The following is an 18,568-nucleotide window of genomic DNA, read 5'->3' as shown; positions in this document are numbered from 1 at the left end:
GATGTTCGGAGATCGGCAGCGGCCGATGGTGCTCGTGCTGGGGCTCGGCGAATCGGGCCTCGCGATCGCGCGGTGGTGCGCGAGGCACGGGTGCCGGCTGCGCGTCGCCGATACGCGCGAGACGCCGCCCAACCTTGCCGCGTTGACGGCGGCGGGCATTGACGCCGAATTCGTCGGCGGCGCGTTTTCGCCGGCGCTCATCGACGGCGGGATCGAGCTTGTCGCGCTGAGCCCCGGTCTGTCGCCGCTCGCGGAAGATCTCGCGCCGCTCGTCGCCGCCGCGCGCGCGCGGGGCATTCCCGTGTGGGGCGAGCTCGAGTTCTTCGCGCAGGCGCTCGCGACGCTCGGCGCGAACGGCTACGCGCCGAAGGTGATCGCGATCACCGGCACGAACGGCAAGACGACGACGACGAGCCTCGCGGGGCTCTTGTGCGAGCGCGCGGGCAGAAAGGTCGCGGTCGCGGGCAACATCAGCCCGTCGATGCTCGACAGGCTGACCGAGGCGATCGACGCGGCCGCGCTGCCGGACGTGTGGGTGCTCGAGCTGTCGAGCTTCCAGCTCGACACCGCGCACACGTTCGCGCCCGACGCGGCGACGATCCTCAACATCACGCAGGACCATCTCGACTGGCACGGCGGCTTCGCCGCGTACGCGGCCGCGAAGGGCCGGATCTTCGGGCCGCGCACCGTGCGCGTGCTCAACCGCGACGATGCCGAGGTGATGAAGTTCGCGCCGCCCGCCGCGGCCGCCGACGCGCCGCGCGCGATCACGTTCGGCCTGAACGAGCCGAGCGCCGATGGCGATTACGGCCTGCTGCGCGAAAACGGCATTGCATGGCTCGTCGAGGCGGTCGATCGCGACGCGGCCGATGCGCCCGCCACGCCGTCGCGCCGCCGCAAGCGGGAAGCGGCGCATTCGCCCGACATCGCGCTCAAGCGCCTGATGCCCGCCGACGCGTTGCGCATCCGCGGGCTGCACAACGCGGCGAACGCGCTCGCGGCCTACGCGCTTGCGCGCGCAATTGACCTGCCGGCCGCGCCGCTGTTGCACGGCCTGCGCGAATACCGAGGCGAGCCGCACCGCGTCGAGGTGATCGCGACGCTCGACGGCGTCGATTATGTGGACGACAGCAAGGGCACGAACGTTGGCGCGACGGTGGCGGCGCTCGACGGGCTCGCGCAGCGCGCGGTGCTGATCGCGGGCGGCGACGGCAAGGGCCAGGATTTCGAGCCGCTCGCGGCGCCCGTCGCGCGCTGGTGCCGCGCGGTGATGCTGATCGGCCGCGACGCGCCCGCGCTTCGCGAAGCGCTCGCCGACACGGGCGTGCCGCTTGCCGATCACGCGACGCTCGAAGCCGCGGTGCGCGCGGCGAGCGCGCTCGCGCAGCCGGGCGACGCGGTGCTGCTGTCGCCCGCATGCGCGAGCCTCGACATGTTCCGCAATTACGCACATCGGGCCGACGTGTTCCACAGCGCGGTCGAAGACATCGCTTTGGAAAAAGGAACGACGCTATGAGCTGGTCCGATCGCCTCGTTTCCCGCTTCAACGGCGCCCGTGACGCGGGCGGCGGCGCCGCGCCGCGCACCGCCGCGCGGGCGGCCTCGGGCGCGCGCGCCACGGCGGGCGGCCTCGCGAGCGTCGTCAACGGCGCGCGTCCGACCCGCTCGCGGATGCTCGACTTCGACTACTCGCTGCTGTGGGTGTCGATCGCGCTCCTCGGGCTCGGCGTCGTGATGGTGTACTCGGCGTCGATCGCGATGCCGGATTCGCCGAAATACGCGTCGTATCACGATTACGCGTTCCTGCTGCGCCACTGCGTGTCGCTCGTCGTCGCGTTCGTCGCGGCGGTGATCACGTTCCGCGTGCCGGTGTCGACGTGGGACAAGTACGCGCCGCATCTCTTCCTGATCGCGCTCGTCGGCCTCGTGATCGTGCTGATCCCGCACGTCGGCAAGGGCGTGAACGGCGCGCGCCGCTGGATTCCGCTCGGCATCACGAACATGCAGCCGTCGGAAATCATGAAGCTCGCGGTGACGATCTACGCGGCGAACTACACGGTCCGCAAGCAGGAGTACATGCAGAGCTTCGCGAAGGGCTTTTTGCCGATGGCGTGCGCGGTCGGCTTGGTCGGCGCGCTGCTGCTGCTCGAGCCGGACATGGGCGCGTTCATGGTGATCGCCGCGATCGCGATGGGCGTGCTGTTCCTCGGCGGCGTGAACGGCAAGCTGTTCGGCGGTCTTGTCGCGACGGCGGTCGGTACCTTCACGATGCTCGTGTGGCTGTCGCCGTGGCGGCGCGAGCGGATCTTCGCGTATCTCGATCCGTGGGACGAGCGCTACGCGCAGGGCAAGGCGTACCAGCTCACGCACTCGCTGATCGCGTTCGGGCGCGGCGAGTGGTTCGGCGTCGGCCTGGGCGGCAGCGTCGAAAAGCTCAACTACCTGCCGGAAGCGCATACCGACTTCATTCTCGCCGTGATCGGCGAGGAGCTCGGCTTCGTCGGCGTGCTCGTCGTGATCCTGCTGTTCTACTGGATCGTGCGCCGCGCGTTCGAGATCGGCCGCCAGGCGCTCGCGCTCGACCGCACGTTCGCGGGGCTGATGGCGAAGGGCGTCGGCATCTGGTTCGGCGCGCAGGCGTTCATCAACATGGGCGTGAACCTCGGCCTTCTGCCGACCAAGGGCCTCACGCTGCCGCTCGTGAGCTACGGCGGCTCGGGCATTCTGCTGAACTGCGTGGCGCTCGCGGTGCTCTTGCGCGTCGATTACGAGAACCGGGTGCTGATGCGGGGAGGGAAGGTATGACCTCGACGCAGCGCACGCTGATGGTGACGGCGGGCGGCACCGGGGGGCACGTGTTCCCCGGGCTCGCGGTCGCGCACCGGATGGAGGCGCAGGGCTGGCGCGTCGTGTGGCTTGGCAATCCGGCCGGCATGGAAGCGACGCTCGTGCCGAAGCACGGGATTCCGATGGAATACGTGCGCTTCGGCGGGCTGCGCGGCAAGGGCCTGAAGACGAAGCTCGCGCTGCCGTTCAATCTGCTGCGCGCGTGCGCGCAGAGCCTGCGCGCGCTGCGCCGCGTGAAGCCCGACGTCGTGCTCGGCATGGGCGGCTACATCACGTTTCCGGCCGGCCTCGTGACCGTGCTGACGGGCCGCCCGCTCGTGCTGCACGAGCAGAACTCGATCGCCGGCCTGACGAACAAGGTGCTCGCGAAGCTCGCGAAACGCGTGCTCGTCGCGTTCCCGGGCGCGCTGCCGAACGCCGAATGGACGGGCAATCCGATTCGCGCGGAACTTGCGCGCACGGAACCGCCCCAAGCACGCTATGCGGCGCGCAGCGGGAAGCTGAAGCTGCTCGTCGTCGGCGGCAGTCTCGGCGCGGCCGCGCTGAACGAAGTCGTGCCGCGCGCGCTTGCGCGCCTTGCGCCTGACGAGCGGCCGCAGGTCGTGCATCAGGCGGGCGCGAAGCACATCGATACGCTCAAGGAGAACTACGAAGCCGCGGGCCTTTCCTGCGGCAGCGACGTCGCGCTCGTGCCGTTCATCGACGACATGGCGTCCGCGTATGCGAACGCGGATCTCGTGATCTGCCGCTCGGGCGCGATGACGGTCGCGGAGATCGCGGCGGTCGGGGTTGCGGCGCTGTTCGTGCCGTTCCCGCACGCGGTCGACGATCATCAGACGACCAACGCCGAGTTCCTTGCCGGGCAAGGCGCGGCGGTGCTCGTGCAACAACGCGACCTGTCGGCCGAGCTGCTCGCCGACTGGCTGCGCGGCCAGTCGCGGGAATCGCTCGCGGCGATGGCCGAACGTTCGCGCTCGCTCGCGAAGCCGGACGCCACCGACGAAGTCGCGCGCGTGTGCGCAGCGGTGGCGGGCGCGAACCTGGAAGGAAAGCAATGAAACACATCGTCAAACACATTCATTTCGTCGGGATCGGCGGCGTGGGCATGAGCGGCATCGCCGAAGTGCTCGTGAACCTGGGCTACAAGGTGAGCGGCTCCGATCTCGCGCGCAACGCGGTGACCGAGCGCCTCGAGGCGCTCGGCGCGCGCGTGTCGATCGGCCACGATGCGGCGAACATCGAAGGCGCGAACGCGGTGGTCGTGTCGACCGCGGTGCGCTCGGACAACCCGGAAGTGCTCGCCGCGCGCCGCCTGCGCGTGCCGATCGTGCCGCGCGCGGTGATGCTCGCGGAGCTGATGCGCCTGAAGCAGGGGATCGCGATCGCCGGCACGCACGGCAAGACGACGACGACGAGCCTCGTCGCGAGCGTGCTCGCCGCGGGCGGGCTCGATCCGACGTTCGTGATCGGCGGGCGCCTCACGAGCGCCGGCGCGAACGCGCGGCTCGGCACGGGCGACTTCATCGTCGCGGAAGCCGACGAGTCGGACGCGTCGTTCCTGAACCTGTATCCGGTGATCGAGGTCATCACGAACATCGACGCCGATCACATGGACACCTACGGCCACGACTTCGCGCGGCTCAAGCAGGCGTTCATCGAATTCACGCAGCGGCTGCCGTTCTACGGCAGCGCAGTGGTGTGCATCGACGACGCGAACGTGCGGCAGATCGTGCCGCTGATCTCGAAGCCCGTCGTGCGCTACGGCTTCTCCGCGGACGCGCAGGTGCGCGCGGAGAACGTCGAGGCGCGCGACGGCCGGATGCATTTCACGGTGCTGCGCGACGGGCGCGAGCCGCTGCCCGTCGTCCTGAACCTGCCCGGCCTGCACAACGTGCAGAACGCGCTCGCCGCGATCGCGATCGCGACCGATCTCGACGTCGCCGACGCGGCGATCCAGCAGGCGCTCGCGGAATTCAACGGCGTCGGCCGGCGCTTCCAGCGCTACGGCGAGATTCCGGTCGCGGGCGGCGGCGCGTACACGCTGATCGACGACTACGGCCATCACCCGGTCGAGATGGCGGCGACGATCGCGGCGGCGCGCGGCGCGTTCCCGGGCCGCCGGCTCGTGCTGGCGTTCCAGCCGCACCGCTACACGCGCACGCGCGACTGCTTCGACGATTTCGTCAACGTGCTGTCGACGGTCGACGCGCTCGTCCTGACCGAGGTGTACGCGGCGGGCGAGGCGCCGATTTCGACCGCGAACGGCGATGCGCTGTCGCGCGCGCTGCGCGCGGCGGGCAAGGTCGAGCCGATGTTCGTCGCGGCGGTCGACGAGGTGCCGGACGCGCTCGCGAAGCTCGCGCGCGCCGGCGACGTGGTGATCACGATGGGCGCGGGCTCGATCGGCGGGGTGCCGGGCAAGCTCGCGCAGGACACGCAACAGAAGGGATGACATGAGCGGGATCGATCCGAAACGTTTCGGCAAGGTGGCGGTGCTGCTCGGCGGGGAATCCTCCGAGCGCGAGGTATCGCTGAACTCCGGCCGGCTGGTGCTGCAGGGCCTGCGCGACGCGGGCATCGATGCGCATCCGTTCGATCCGGCGCAGCGGCCGCTCGCGGCGCTCAAGGACGAAGGCTTCGTGCGCGCGTTCAACGCGCTGCACGGCGGCTACGGCGAGAACGGCCAGATCCAGGGCGCGCTCGATTTCTACGGCATCCGCTACACGGGCAGCGGCGTGCTCGGCTCGGCGCTCGGGCTCGACAAGTTCCGCACGAAGCTCGTCTGGCAGCAGACGGGCGTGCCGACGCCGCCGTTCGAGACGGTCATGCGCGGCGACGACTACGCGGCGCGCGCGCAGGACATCGTCGCGAAGCTCGGCGTGCCGCTCTTCGTGAAGCCGGCGAGCGAGGGATCGAGCGTCGCGGTCGAGAAGGTGAAAAGCGCCGATGCGTTGCCCGCCGCACTGGAAGAGGCGGCGAAGCACGACAAGATCGTGATCGTCGAGAAGAGCATCGAGGGCGGCGGCGAGTACACCGCGTGCATCGCCGGGGATCTCGATCTGCCGCTCATCAAGATCGTGCCCGCGGGCGAGTTCTACGACTATCACGCGAAATACGTCGCGAACGACACGCAGTACCTGATTCCGTGCGGCCTCGACGCGGCAAGGGAAGCAGAATTCAAGCGCGTCGCGCGCCGCGCGTTCGACGTGCTCGGCTGCGCGGACTGGGGCCGCGCGGATTTCATGCTCGACGCCGCCGGCAACCCTTATTTCCTCGAAGTGAACACCGCGCCGGGGATGACCGATCACTCGCTGCCGCCGAAGGCGGCGCGCGCGGTCGGCATCAGTTATTCGGAGCTGGTGGTGAAAGTGCTGTCGCTCACGCTCGATTGATGCAGGACCGGACCTGAACCATGTGGAATAACGTTCGCCAGCTCAACCTTGCCGCCAGCGCGTTGTACGCGCTGCTGCTGCTCGTGTTGGCGGCGGCCGGCTGCTACTGGCTGATCCAGCGCCCGGCGTTCGCGCTGCGCGAAATCCGGATCGACGGCGACACCGAGCACATCAACGCGCCGACCGTGCGCGCGGGCGTCGTCGGGCGGCTGAAGGGCAACTTCTTCACGGTCGATCTCGATCTCGCGCGCGTCGCGTTCGAGCAGATGCCGTGGGTGCGCCACGCGAGCGTGCGCCGGGTGTGGCCGAACGCGCTCGCCGTGACGCTCGAGGAGTACAGGCCGCTCGGGACGTGGGGCAACGATCAGCTCGTGAGCGTCGACGGCGAGCTCTTCACGGCGAACCAGGGCGAGCTCGACGCGGAGCTGCCGTCGTTCGACGGCCCCGAGGGCAGCGCGAAGGAAGTCGTCGCGCGCTATCGCGACTTCGCGAAATGGTTTGCGCCGATCCACGCGAGCCCGGAGGAAGTGACGCTGTCGCCGCGCTACGCATGGACGGTGAAGCTGTCGAACGGCATGCAGGTCGAGCTCGGCCGCGAGCGCAACAGCGACACGCTGCCCGACCGGATCCAGCGCCTCGTCGCCGCGTGGCCCTCGGTCACGCAGCGCTGGGGCGGCGACATCGAGTACGCGGATCTTCGCTATCCGAACGGATTCGCGATCCGCGCGGCGGGCATGCGGTTCCTGGCCGACACCGACAAGGGCAAGAAGTAACACGACATCACACGCAAGAGCACTCTATGAGCAAAGACTACAAGGATCTGCTGGTTGCCCTCGACATCGGCACGTCGAAGGTGGTGGCCGTCGTCGCCGAGCTGAAGGGCGAGGGCCACTATGAGGTCATCGGCCTCGGCCAGAGCGAGTCGAAGGGGCTGAAGAAGGGCGTGGTGGTGAACATCGAGGCCACCGTCCAATCGATCCAGCGCGCGCTCGAGGAAGCCGAGCTGATGGCCGACTGCAAGATCACCAACGTCTTCACCGGCATCGCCGGCAGTCACATCCGCAGCTTCAACTCGAGCGGGATGGTTGCGATCAAGGAGAAGGAGGTCACGCAGACCGACGTCGCGCGCGTGATCGAAACCGCGAAGGCGATCAACATCCCGACCGACCAGCAGGTGCTGCACATCCTCACGCAGGAATTCATCATCGACGGCCAGGAGGACGTGCGTGAGCCGATCGGCATGAGCGGCATCCGCCTCGAGGTGAAGGTGCACATCGTGACGGGCGCGGTGAGCGCCGCGCAGAACATCGTCAAGTGCGTGCGCCGCTGCGGGCTCGAAGTGAACGACCTGATCCTGCAGCCGCTCGCGTCGTCGCTCGCGGTGCTGACGGAAGACGAGAAGGACTTGGGCGTCGTGCTCGTCGACATCGGCGGCGGCACGACCGACATCGCGATCTTCGCCGAAGGCGCGATTCGCCACACGGCGGTGATTCCGATCGCGGGCGACCAGATCACGAGCGACATCGCGATGGCGCTGCGCACGCCGACACCCGACGCCGAAGACATCAAGGTCGGCTACGGGATCGCGAAGCAGGCGCTCGCCGATCCGGACGAGATGGTCGAGGTGCCGGGCCTGGGCGAACGCGGCCCGCGCACGCTGTCGCGGCAGGCGCTCGCGGCCGTCGTCGAGCCGCGCGTCGAGGAGCTGTTCTCGCTCGTGCAGCAAGTCGTGCGCGAGTCCGGTTACGAAGAGTTACTCAGTTCCGGTGTCGTGCTCACGGGCGGGGCTGCGATGATGCCCGGCATGGTCGAGCTGGGCGAAGACATTTTCCTGAAGCCGGTGCGCATCGGCGCGCCGGAATACGCGGGCGGGCTCTCGGACGTCGTGCGCAATCCGCGCTATTCGACGGCGATGGGGCTGCTCGTCGAGGGCAGCGCTCAACGGATGCGCGGCCGCAAGGTCGCTGTGCAATCCGGTTCCGCGGGGCAGATCTTCTCGCGAATGAAGGAGTGGTTCCTGAGCAATTTCTGACTGTTTTCGACATTCGCGCCGGTGCCGGCGGCCGGCGCGCGACGGAGGGTTGCCCGATCTTCCGCCGAATAACGGCCGAGTAGCGGTTCTTTTCTTGACGGAGGCAACAATGGAATTCGAAATGCTGGAAACCGAAACCAACGGCACGATCATCAAGGTGATCGGCGTTGGCGGTGCAGGTGGCAACGCGGTGCAGCACATGATCAACAAGGGCGTGCAGGGCGTCGATTTCATCGTGATGAACACCGACGCGCAGGCGCTGTCGCGCGCGCGCGCGCCGTCCGTGATCCAGCTCGGCAACACCGGCCTCGGCGCCGGCGCGAAGCCGGAGATGGGCCGTGCGGCGGCCGAGGAGGCGCGCGAGCGGATCGCCGACGCGCTGCGCGGCGCGCACATGGTGTTCATCACGGCCGGCATGGGCGGCGGCACCGGCACGGGAGCCGCGCCCGTCGTCGCGCAGATCGCGAAGGAGATGGGCATTCTGACCGTCGGTGTCGTGAGCAAGCCGTTCGAGTTCGAAGGCGGCAAGCGGATGCGCGTCGCGGAAGCCGGTTCGCAGCAACTGGAGGATCACGTCGATTCGCTGATCGTCGTCCTGAACGACAAGCTGTTCGAGGTGATGGGCGACGACGCCGAGATGGACAAGTGCTTCCAGTGCGCTGACGACGTGCTCAACAACGCGGTGGCGGGCATCGCCGAGATCATCAACGTCGACGGCCTCGTGAACGTCGACTTCGAAGACGTGAAGACGGTGATGGGCGAGCAGGGCAAGGCGATGATGGGCACGGCGACGGTTGCCGGCGTCGATCGCGCGCGCCTGGCGGCCGAGCAGGCGGTCGCGAGCCCGCTGCTCGAAGGCGTCGATCTGTCGGGCGCGCGCGGCGTGCTCGTCAACATCACGTCGAGCCGCTCGCTGCGTCTGTCGGAAACGCGCGAAGTGATGAATACGATCAAGAGCTACGCGGCCGACGACGCGACCGTGATCTTCGGCGCCGTGTACGACGACGCGATGGGCGACGCGCTGCGCGTGACCGTCGTCGCGACGGGCCTCGGCCGCGCGGCGAAGAAGCAGCAGTCCGCGCCGATGACGCTGCTGCGCACCGGCACGGACAATCAGCCGATCAGCGCGGCGCCGCAGGGCTACGCGGCTTCGCATCACGTGAGCACGGGCGACTACGGCGCGTTCGATACGCCGGCCGTGTGGCGCAACTCGCGCGAGACGGCGGCGTCGCACGTGCAGGCGCTGCAGGAGAAGGGTGTCGACACGTACGACATTCCGGCATTCCTGCGCAAGCAGGCCGACTGACGCGCGCGAGGCTTCGCGCCGCGCGGTTTCGCGCGCGGCACGAGCCGACGTGACGGATGAAACGGCTGACGACAGGCCGCGTCGCTTCGCGACGCCGGGCCGGGCCGCGTCGTCTGTCGCGAACGACCGTATCGCTATGAAGGACCAGGCATGATTCAAGTGGGCGACACGCTGCCCGACGCGCAGCTCTTCGAGTATCTCGACGACGCGCGCGCGGGCTGCACGCTGGGGCCGAACGCCTTTGGCGTGCGCGAGCAGGCGGCGGGAAAGCGCGTGGTGATCTTCGGATTGCCGGGTGCGTTCACGCCGACCTGTTCGGCGCAGCATGTGCCGGGCTACGTCGCGCATGCCGAGCCGTTGCGCTCGGCGGGCATCGACGAGATCTGGTGCGTTGCCGTCAACGACGCATTCGTGATGGGCGCTTGGGGACGCGATCTGCACACCGCGGGCAAGGTGCGCATGATGGCGGACGGCAGCGCGGCTTTCACTCATGCGCTGGGACTGACGCAGGACCTGTCCGCGCGCGGCATGGGGATTCGTTCCCGACGCTACGCGATGGTGGTCGACGACGGCGTGGTCAAGACGCTGTTCGTCGAAGCGCCGGGCAAGTTCGAAGTGAGCGATGCGGCCAGCGTGCTGGCCAGTTTGACGCGCTGAACGACGCGTGCGGCGTTGCCTTTGGGCAACGCCGCGGCGTGCCCGACACGCGGTTGTAACACGGGTCGACGACCGGGAACGCCTCCGTTCCGGGCGTCGGCCCGTCTCGCATTTCCGCAGGGTAATGCGCCGAAACAGTTTGAAACGTCGATCATCACGACGCGAAATAGGGATTTACGCTATAATCTCACCTATCGAATAAAACTCCTGATTGATATTCTCAATCAAGAAGACAGTGACCATGTTGAAGCAGCGCACCATCAAATCGATCGTCAAGACCGTCGGCATCGGCGTGCACTCGGGCCGCAAGGTCGAACTGACGCTTCGCCCCGCGGCGCCCGACACGGGCATCGTGTTCTCGCGCGTCGATTTGCCGACGCCCGTCGACATTCCCGCTTCGGCGCTGTCGATCGGCGACACGCGGCTCGCGTCCGTGCTGCAGAAGGATGGCGTGCGCGTGTCGACGGTCGAGCATCTGATGTCGGCGTGCGCGGGCCTCGGCATCGACAACCTGTACGTCGACGTGACGGCAGAGGAAATCCCGATCATGGACGGCAGCGCGGCGACGTTCGTGTTCCTGATCCAGTCGGCCGGCATCGAAGAGCAGAACGCGGCGAAGAAGTTCATCAAGGTGACGAAGCCCGTCGAGATTCGCGACGGCGACAAGTTCGCGCGTCTTGATCCGTACTTCGGCTTCAAGCTGAAGTTCACGATCGATTTCCGTCATCCGGCCGTCGACAAGACGGGCCAGGAGCTCGAGGTCGATTTCGCGAACACCTCGTACGTGCGCGAGATCGCGCGCGCGCGCACGTTCGGCTTCGCGCACGAAGTCGAGATGATGCGCGAGCTCGGGCTGGCGCGCGGCGGCAGCATGGACAACGCGATCGTGCTCGACGAGTACCGGATCCTCAATAACGACGGGCTGCGCTACGACGACGAGTTCGTCAAGCACAAGATGCTCGACGCGATCGGCGATCTGTACGTGATTGGCCATCCGCTCCTCGCGTCGTACACCGCGTACAAGTCGGGCCACGGATTGAACAACGCGCTGCTGCGCGAGCTGCTCGCGCACGAGGAAGCCTATGAGATCGTCACGTTCGACGATCCGAAGGCGGCGCCGACGGGCTTCGGCTTCGACGCGCAGACAGCGTTCGCGTGATGCGCTGACGCGTTGCGCACGCGAGACGGCGACAAGAAGGTGGCGTGCGGGCCTAATGCCGTTCAGTTAACCGACTGAACGGCATTTTTGTTTGTGCCAACCGGTTGTAAACATGACGTGGCGATGTTAACTTTCATCGCCATGCCAACCGATGACCTCCGCCCGCTGGTTGAATCGCACCCGCCTTTCAGGTGGTGTGGCTGGTGATCGCGCTGGCGTTGCACCGGCATCAGTCGATCAGCGAGATCGTTGACGGGTTCTACGTCAACGGGCTGTCGCGGCTCGCGATGGATGGCACACGCTGCGCACGGCCGACAGCGTCGCCAACCGCGAGCATTTCGGGGCATCTGCGGCCACGCATGACCGGGTGGGCAGCTATCCCCAACCGCGCGCGGTCACGCGGACGGCCATTCCTATCCACCTGGCGCGCGATACGGAATTTGGCCCTTACGACGTCAACGAGAAGATCTCGGCACGCCAACCCATCCCGCGCGTGCCGGACCACACCATTACCGTGTTCGACAGAGGATTCCTGGCGACCCGGTTGCCGTGCAACCTGGTCTCGGGCGGTGAGAGCCGGCATTTCGGGCTGGCATCGCCGGTGCCGCGCGTGCGTCACAATGAATCGCGCATCGGCACTCGCACTCGCACTCGCGCACGGGGACGGTCCGGCGGTCGGCTGCGGATGCGCCGTGCGGTACGTGCGGGCACGGCTTCCGCGTGGCGAGAAGGATCAGCGAGGCGTTTTCGTGTGGCGCGCGGCCATGCGCGCCAGCGCGCTTTGCAGCGGCGACGGCTCAAGCGCATCGGCGAGCTGGCGCAGCGCGTCGGTGCCGGCTGCCGACATCCGCGCCTGCTTCACGCGCGGCGGCTCGGGCGCGGGCTGCGGGCGCACGCGCACTTTCAGCGTGGCGATCGCCCATCCGCGCGCCTGAAGATCGGACAGCAGCCGCGGCTCGACTTGCCGCAACCGGGCGGCAAGCGCATTGTGCGCGGCGAACAGCGTGAGCGTGCCGTCCTTGATGAAGCCAGGCTCGACGTGGTTCGCCAGGTAGTCGGGGAGCAGCGCGACCAGATCCCGCTTCAGCGCCGCGACCTGCTCGACGCCCGCGCGCAGCGCGGCGAACGCGTCGGTGCGCTGGAGGACGTCGGCAGCCGCTCGCGGCCGCGACCAGTCGTTGGGGCGAAATAGCTGCTTCGGCGGTCGGTTCATGAGGAAAGTCGGCAGCGCCGCGTGATTGGGCGCATGACGGGCGACCGGATGGTGGAGCGATGCGACGATTGTACCGCGATGTCGTTTGGCGGCCGCGGGTATCGTTTGTCGGCTGCGGCCCGTCTTCCGACCCCGAACACCGACGCCAGGCGCGGGATCACCGACGTGAGCCGATCGCCCGCGCCGCCTTTCGATGCGCCGCGCTTTCGAGCGCCCGAGATTCGCGCTCCGTCGCCCGTTCGCCGGTGAACTTCGGCTGCATGCCCGGCCCGGCCGCGCCCCACGGCGGCCGCCGCCGCCGACACCGGCGCGCCTTGGTGCGCGTGCTAAAATTCAACGTTTGAATTCACTTCTACGCTAAGCCGCCGAGGCTCGGCGCGCCGGGGAGGGCGTTCACCGCTCCGGGGCCGTTGCACCGACGCACACCCGATCCGATGACAACCGGTTTTCTTCAGAAAATTTTTGGCAGCCGCAATCAGCGGCTCGTCAAGCAATACCAAAAGGCCGTCGCGACGATCAACGCGCTCGAAACGCAGATCGAAAAGCTGACGGACGACCAGTTGCGCGGCAAGACAGGGGAGTTCCGTCAGCGCATCGCGGCGGGCGAGTCGCTCGACAAGCTCCTGCCCGAAGCGTTCGCCGTGTGCCGCGAGGCGAGCCGCCGCGTGCTGAAGATGCGCCACTTCGACGTGCAGATGATCGGCGGGATGGTGCTGCATTACGGCAAGATCGCCGAAATGCGCACGGGCGAGGGCAAGACGCTCGTCGCGACGCTCGCCGCGTATCTGAACGCGCTCGCCGGCCGCGGCGTGCACGTCGTGACGGTCAATGATTACCTCGCGCAGCGCGACGCCGAGTGGATGGGCCGCCTCTACAACTTCCTCGGGCTTTCCGTCGGCATCAACCTGTCGGGGATGGAGCACGACCAGAAGCAGGCGGCGTACGCGGCCGACATCACGTACGGCACGAACAACGAATTCGGTTTCGACTACCTGCGCGACAACATGGTCTACGAGACCGATTCGCGCGTGCAGCGGCCGCTCAACTTCGCGGTCGTCGACGAAGTCGACTCGATCCTGATCGACGAGGCGCGCACGCCGCTCATCATCTCGGGCCAGGCGGAGGACCACACCGAGCTGTACGTGCGGATGAACGCGCTGCCGCCGCTCCTCGAGCGCCAGATCGGCGAGGAGAAGGCGGACGGCACGGGCGTTGAGAAGCCGGGCGACTACACGCTCGACGAGAAGGGCCGCCAGGTGTTCCTGACCGAGTCGGGCCACGAGAAGGCCGAGCGGTTGCTCTCCGAATGGGGCTTGATCGGCGACGGCGAGAGCCTCTACGCGCCGCAGAACATCACGCTGATGCACCACGTGTACGCGGCGTTGCGCGCTCACACGCTGTTCCATCGCGATCAGCACTACGTCGTGCAGAACGGCGAAGTGATCATCGTCGACGAATTCACGGGCCGCCTGATGCCGGGCCGCCGCTGGTCCGACGGCCTGCACCAGGCGGTCGAGGCGAAGGAGCACGTGAAGATCCAGAGCGAGAACCAGACGCTCGCGTCGATCACGTTCCAGAACTACTTCCGGATGTACGCGAAGCTCGCGGGCATGACGGGCACGGCGGATACCGAGGCATACGAATTCAACGAGATCTACGGCCTCGAGACGGTCGTGATCCCGACCAACCGGCCGCCGAAGCGGATCGACAAGCAGGATCAGATCTACAAGACCGCGAAGGAGCGCTACGACGCGGTGATCCGCGACATCCGCGAGTGCCACGAGCGCGGCCAGCCCGTGCTCGTCGGCACGACGTCGATCGAGAACTCGGAGCTGCTGTCGCATCTGCTCAAGCAGGCGGGCCTGCCGCACGAGGTGCTGAACGCGAAGCAGCACGCGCGCGAAGCGGCGATCGTCGCCGAGGCCGGCCGGCCGAAGCGCGTCACGATCGCGACGAACATGGCGGGCCGCGGCACCGACATCGTGCTCGGCGGCAACGTCGAGAAGCAGGCGGCGTTCATCGAAGCCGACGAGTCGATTCCGGCCGACGAGCAGGCGCGCCGCATCCAGACGCTGCACGACGAATGGGAAACGCTGCACGAGCAGGTGAAGGCCGCGGGCGGCCTTCACATCATCGGCACCGAGCGTCACGAGTCGCGCCGGATCGACAATCAGTTGCGCGGCCGCGCGGGCCGTCAGGGCGATCCGGGCTCGTCGCGCTTCTACCTGTCGCTCGAGGACCCGCTGCTGCGCATCTTCGCGGGCGACCGCGTGCGCGCGATCATGGATCGCCTGAAGATGCCGGAAGGCGAGGCGATCGAAGCGGGCATCGTCACGCGTTCGATCGAATCGGCGCAGCGCAAGGTCGAGGCGCGCAACTTCGACATCCGCAAGCAACTGCTCGAATACGACGACGTGTCGAACGATCAGCGCAAGGTGATCTACCAGCAGCGCAACGAACTGCTCGAAGCGCACGACATCGCTGAAACGATCGGCGCGATGCGTCACGGCGTGATCTCGGAAGTGGTCCGCCAGTTCGTGCCGGCGGGCAGCATCGAGGAGCAGTGGGATTTGCCCGAGCTCGAAGAGACGCTGCGCAACGACTGGCAGCTCGACCTCGCGATCCAGGAAATGGTGAACGAGTCGTCGTCGATCAACGCGGACGAGATTCTCGACGCCGTCACGACGGCCGCCGACGAGCACTACGAGGCGAAGGTCGCGCTGGTCGGCCGCGAATCGTTCAGCGCGTTCGAGCGCTCGATCATGCTGCAGACGCTCGACCGCCTGTGGCGCGAGCACCTCGCGGCGCTCGATCATCTGCGTCAGGGCATCCACCTGCGCGGCTATGCGCAGAAGAACCCGAAGCAGGAATACAAGCGCGAGGCGTTCGAACTGTTCGCGGCGATGCTCGACGCGGTGAAGCAGGAAGTCACGCGGATCGTGATGAACGTGCAGATCCAGTCGCCCGAGCAGCTCGAGGAGGCGGCCGAGCAGATCGAGGAGCAGGGCGGCCAGCTCGGCAACGTCGAGTTCCAGCACGCCGATTTCGCGGCCGCCGCCGCGGCGACGGCGGGTGGCGCGGTGGTCGCGGACGCGACGGCCGAGATGGTCGGTCACGCGATGAGCCACAGCGGCCCAGGGGGCGAAGTGCCGCGGGTCGGCCGCAACGATCCGTGCCCGTGCGGCAGCGGCAAGAAGTACAAGCACTGTCACGGCAAGCTGAGCTGACGTGATCGAAGGCGGCGCGCGATGAGCGCGCCGCGTCGTCTGTGCGCAAGATTTTTTGAGGTGTGATGCGCGGCGGCGCGCGAGCGGCCGCCGGTTCTTCAATCCAATCGATGCCGGCTCGAACGCCGGCATTTTCCTTCGGGCAGGTGCTTCAGATGGCTGTCAATTTTCCCTCGATCGATCCCGCGCAATTGCATCCCGTCGCCGGCGTGACGCTCGGCTGGGCGGAGGCGAACATTCGCAAGCCGAACCGAAAGGACGTGCTCGTCGTCTCCGTCGACGAAGGCGCGACCGTGTCGGGCGTGTTCACCGAGAACCGCTTCTGCGCGGCGCCCGTGACGGTCTGCCGCGAGCATCTGGCGAAGGTGCGCGCGGGCGGCGCCGGCATTCGCGCGCTCGTCGTCAACACGGGCAACGCGAACGCGGGCACGGGCGAGCCGGGCCTCGCGCATGCGCGCGAGACGTGCGCGGCGCTCGCGCGCCTCGCGGGCATCGCCCCCGAGCAGGTGCTGCCGTTCTCGACGGGCGTGATCCTCGAGCCGCTGCCGATCGACCGCCTGAAGGCCGGCCTGCCCGCCGCGCTCGCGAACCGCGCGGCCGCGAACTGGCACGACGCCGCGCAGGCGATCATGACGACCGACACGCTGGCGAAGGCGGCGTCGCGCCAGGTGACGATCGACGGCCACACGATCACGCTGACGGGCATCAGCAAGGGCGCCGGGATGATCAAGCCGAACATGGCGACGATGCTCGGCTTCCTCGCGTTCGACGCGAAGGTCGCGCAGCCCGTGCTCGACGCGCTCGTGAAGGAAGTGGCCGACCGTTCGTTCAACTGCATCACGATCGACGGCGATACGTCGACGAACGACTCGTTCATCCTGATCGCGTCCGGCCGAGCGAGCCTGCCCGAGATCGCGTCGGCCGATTCGCCCGCGTATGCGGCGTTGCGCGACGCGGTGACGGCCGTCGCGCAGACGCTTGCGCAACTGATCGTGCGCGACGGCGAAGGCGCGACGAAATTCATCACGGTGACGGTCGAAGGCGGCGCGAGCGCCGCGGAGTGCCGCCAGATCGCGTATGCGATCGGCCATTCGCCGCTCGTGAAGACGGCGTTCTACGCGTCGGACCCGAATCTCGGCCGGATTCTCGCGGCGATCGGCTACGCGGGCGTCGCGGACCTCGACGTCGGCAAGATCGACCTGTATCTCGACGACGTGCTCGTCGCGAAGGCGGGCGGCCGCAATCCCGCGTATCTCGAGGAGGACGGCCAGCGCGTGATGAAGCAAAGCGAGATCGCGGTTCGCGTGCTGCTCGGCCGCGGCGATGCGCAAGCGACGATCTGGACTTGCGATTTGTCGCACGATTACGTCAGCATCAACGCCGACTATCGTTCGTAAGCGGCCGGGGCGCGACATCATGGATCCACTCGAGCAGTTCCTCACCCGCGCCGAAGCGTTGCTTGGGCGCCTCGAAGCGATTCTCCCGCCGGCTGCTGAGGCGGTCGACTGGGCTGCCGCGTTCGCGTTCCGCTGGCGCAAGCGCCAGGGGCGCGGCTATCTGCAGCCCGTCGCCGCGCGTTCGACGATCCAGCTCGACGATTTGCAGAACATCGATCGCCAGAAAGTGCTGATCGAGCAGAACACGCGCCAGTTCGTGAACGGCAAGCCTGCGAACAACGTGCTGCTGACGGGCGCGCGCGGCACCGGCAAGTCGTCGCTGATCAAGGCGTGCCTGAACGCGTACGCGGCCGACGGCCTGCGGCTCATCGAAGTCGACAAGGACGATCTGCACGACCTGGGCGACATCGTCGAGCTGATCTCGGCGCGCCCCGAGCGTTTCATCGTGTTCTGCGACGATCTGTCGTTCGAAGAAGGCGAATCGGGTTACAAGGCGCTGAAGGTCGCGCTCGACGGGTCGGTCGCCGCGCAGTCCGACAACGTGCTGATCTACGCGACGTCGAACCGCCGCCATCTGCTGCCCGAGTACATGAGCGACAACGAGACGTACAAGCATCTGCCGGACGGCGAGATCCACCCGGGCGAGGTCGTCGAGGAGAAGATCTCGCTGTCGGAGCGCTTCGGCCTCTGGGTCAGCTTCTATCCGTTCAAGCAGGACGACTATCTGGCGATCGTCGGCCACTGGCTCAGGCATTTCGGCTGCGACGACGCCGAAGTCGAAGCGGCGCGCGGCGACGCGCTCGTCTGGGCGCTCGAGCGCGGCTCGCGCTCCGGCCGGGTCGCATGGCAGTTCGCGCGCGATCGCGCGGGCCGCAAGGAGAACGTATGAGTATCGAAGTCACGAACGCGGCGGCGCCCGCCGGCGCGGGCCGCAAGGTGACCGAGGTGGCGGTCGGCGTGCTGGTGCAGCCGGACGGCCGCTACCTGCTCGCGCAGCGGCTGCCCGGCAAGCCTTACGAGGGATACTGGGAATTCCCGGGCGGCAAGCTCGAGGCTGGCGAGAGCGTCGAGGAGGCGCTTGCCCGGGAACTGCACGAGGAACTGGGCATCTTCGTGACCGAATGCCATCGCTGGCATACGCTCGAGCACGATTATCCGCACGCGTATGTTCGTCTGTACTTTTGCAAGGTGACGGGCTGGACGGGCGAGCCGCACAGCCGCGAAGGGCAGGCGTTCGTCTGGCGGCATTTGCCCGTCGACGTCGCGCCGCTGCTGCCCGCCGCGCTGCCGGTGCTCGATTTGCTCGCGCGCGAGCAAGGCGCCGCGCCGCAATAAACG

The 18,568-nt window shown here is 67.7% G+C and carries 15 protein-coding genes; 14 read left to right on the top strand and 1 reads right to left on the bottom strand.

The annotated features are described in order from the left end of the window. Position 1 precedes the first annotated feature (1 nt). From murD to lpxC, 10 genes are all read left to right on the top strand, one after another. Positions 2 to 1,516 carry a UDP-N-acetylmuramoyl-L-alanine--D-glutamate ligase gene (gene murD / locus WS92_RS26525; protein ID WP_059931153.1) on the top strand — a complete coding sequence of 505 codons (1,515 nt, stop codon included), beginning with the start codon at positions 2 to 4 and terminating at the stop codon, positions 1,514 to 1,516. Beyond that, positions 1,513 to 2,805 (top strand): putative lipid II flippase FtsW, encoded by a 1,293-nt coding sequence (ftsW, locus tag WS92_RS26520; RefSeq protein WP_006025149.1) that lies wholly within the window; start codon positions 1,513 to 1,515, stop codon positions 2,803 to 2,805. Before murD ends, ftsW begins: the two co-directional genes overlap by 4 nt. Further along, complete coding sequence (gene murG / locus WS92_RS26515) at positions 2,802 to 3,905, top strand: undecaprenyldiphospho-muramoylpentapeptide beta-N-acetylglucosaminyltransferase (protein ID WP_015601247.1); 1,104 nt, start codon at positions 2,802 to 2,804, stop codon at positions 3,903 to 3,905. The genes ftsW and murG overlap by 4 nt, the downstream gene beginning before the upstream one ends. Next, positions 3,902 to 5,299, top strand: coding sequence for a UDP-N-acetylmuramate--L-alanine ligase (murC, locus tag WS92_RS26510; protein ID WP_059931113.1), 1,398 nt, complete (start codon positions 3,902 to 3,904; stop codon positions 5,297 to 5,299). The genes murG and murC overlap by 4 nt, the downstream gene beginning before the upstream one ends. A 1-nt stretch (position 5,300) precedes the next feature. Next, positions 5,301 to 6,239, top strand: a complete 939-nt coding sequence (locus WS92_RS26505) for a D-alanine--D-alanine ligase (protein WP_006025152.1) — start codon at positions 5,301 to 5,303, stop codon at positions 6,237 to 6,239. A gap of 20 nt (positions 6,240 to 6,259) precedes the next feature. Next, entirely contained in the window at positions 6,260 to 7,012 is a 753-nt protein-coding gene (locus WS92_RS26500; RefSeq protein WP_059931111.1) for a cell division protein FtsQ/DivIB, read from the top strand. Between the two features lie 26 nt (positions 7,013 to 7,038). Continuing rightward, positions 7,039 to 8,271, top strand: coding sequence for a cell division protein FtsA (gene ftsA, locus WS92_RS26495; protein WP_006025154.1), 1,233 nt, complete (start codon positions 7,039 to 7,041; stop codon positions 8,269 to 8,271). A 109-nt stretch (positions 8,272 to 8,380) separates the two neighbouring features. Beyond that, positions 8,381 to 9,577 carry a cell division protein FtsZ gene (gene ftsZ / locus WS92_RS26490; protein ID WP_006025155.1) on the top strand — a complete coding sequence of 399 codons (1,197 nt, stop codon included), beginning with the start codon at positions 8,381 to 8,383 and terminating at the stop codon, positions 9,575 to 9,577. Between the two features lie 150 nt (positions 9,578 to 9,727). Continuing rightward, on the top strand, positions 9,728 to 10,234 hold the full coding sequence (locus WS92_RS26485; protein ID WP_059931110.1) for a peroxiredoxin: 507 nt from the start codon (positions 9,728 to 9,730) through the stop codon (positions 10,232 to 10,234). A gap of 241 nt (positions 10,235 to 10,475) precedes the next feature. Next, entirely contained in the window at positions 10,476 to 11,393 is a 918-nt protein-coding gene (gene lpxC, locus WS92_RS26480) for a UDP-3-O-acyl-N-acetylglucosamine deacetylase (protein WP_006025157.1), read from the top strand. 733 nt (positions 11,394 to 12,126) lie between these two features. Here lpxC and WS92_RS26475 read toward each other — a convergent pair. Continuing rightward, positions 12,127 to 12,606, bottom strand: a complete 480-nt coding sequence (locus tag WS92_RS26475) for a DciA family protein (RefSeq protein ID WP_006025158.1) — start codon at positions 12,604 to 12,606, stop codon at positions 12,127 to 12,129. A gap of 434 nt (positions 12,607 to 13,040) precedes the next feature. Between WS92_RS26475 and secA the strand changes: the two genes are divergently transcribed. The 4 genes from secA (at position 13,041) to WS92_RS26455 (ending at position 18,565) form a co-directional block, all read left to right on the top strand. After that, positions 13,041 to 15,833, top strand: a complete 2,793-nt coding sequence (gene secA, locus WS92_RS26470) for a preprotein translocase subunit SecA (RefSeq protein WP_015600954.1) — start codon at positions 13,041 to 13,043, stop codon at positions 15,831 to 15,833. 155 nt (positions 15,834 to 15,988) lie between these two features. After that, entirely contained in the window at positions 15,989 to 17,230 is a 1,242-nt protein-coding gene (argJ, locus tag WS92_RS26465) for a bifunctional glutamate N-acetyltransferase/amino-acid acetyltransferase ArgJ (RefSeq protein ID WP_059931108.1), read from the top strand. A 19-nt stretch (positions 17,231 to 17,249) separates the two neighbouring features. Beyond that, positions 17,250 to 18,119, top strand: coding sequence for an ATP-binding protein (locus WS92_RS26460; protein WP_059931105.1), 870 nt, complete (start codon positions 17,250 to 17,252; stop codon positions 18,117 to 18,119). Continuing rightward, positions 18,116 to 18,565, top strand: coding sequence for an NUDIX domain-containing protein (locus tag WS92_RS26455; protein ID WP_015601053.1), 450 nt, complete (start codon positions 18,116 to 18,118; stop codon positions 18,563 to 18,565). The genes WS92_RS26460 and WS92_RS26455 overlap by 4 nt, the downstream gene beginning before the upstream one ends. The last annotated feature ends 3 nt before the right edge of the window (positions 18,566 to 18,568 follow it).

The sequence above is a fragment of the Burkholderia sp. MSMB1588 genome (genome assembly GCF_001546925.1).
In the GTDB taxonomy this organism is placed as follows: domain Bacteria; phylum Pseudomonadota; class Gammaproteobacteria; order Burkholderiales; family Burkholderiaceae; genus Burkholderia; species Burkholderia humptydooensis.
Note: the sequence above shows the minus strand (reverse complement) of the source record. Positions and strands in the feature narration are given on the sequence as shown.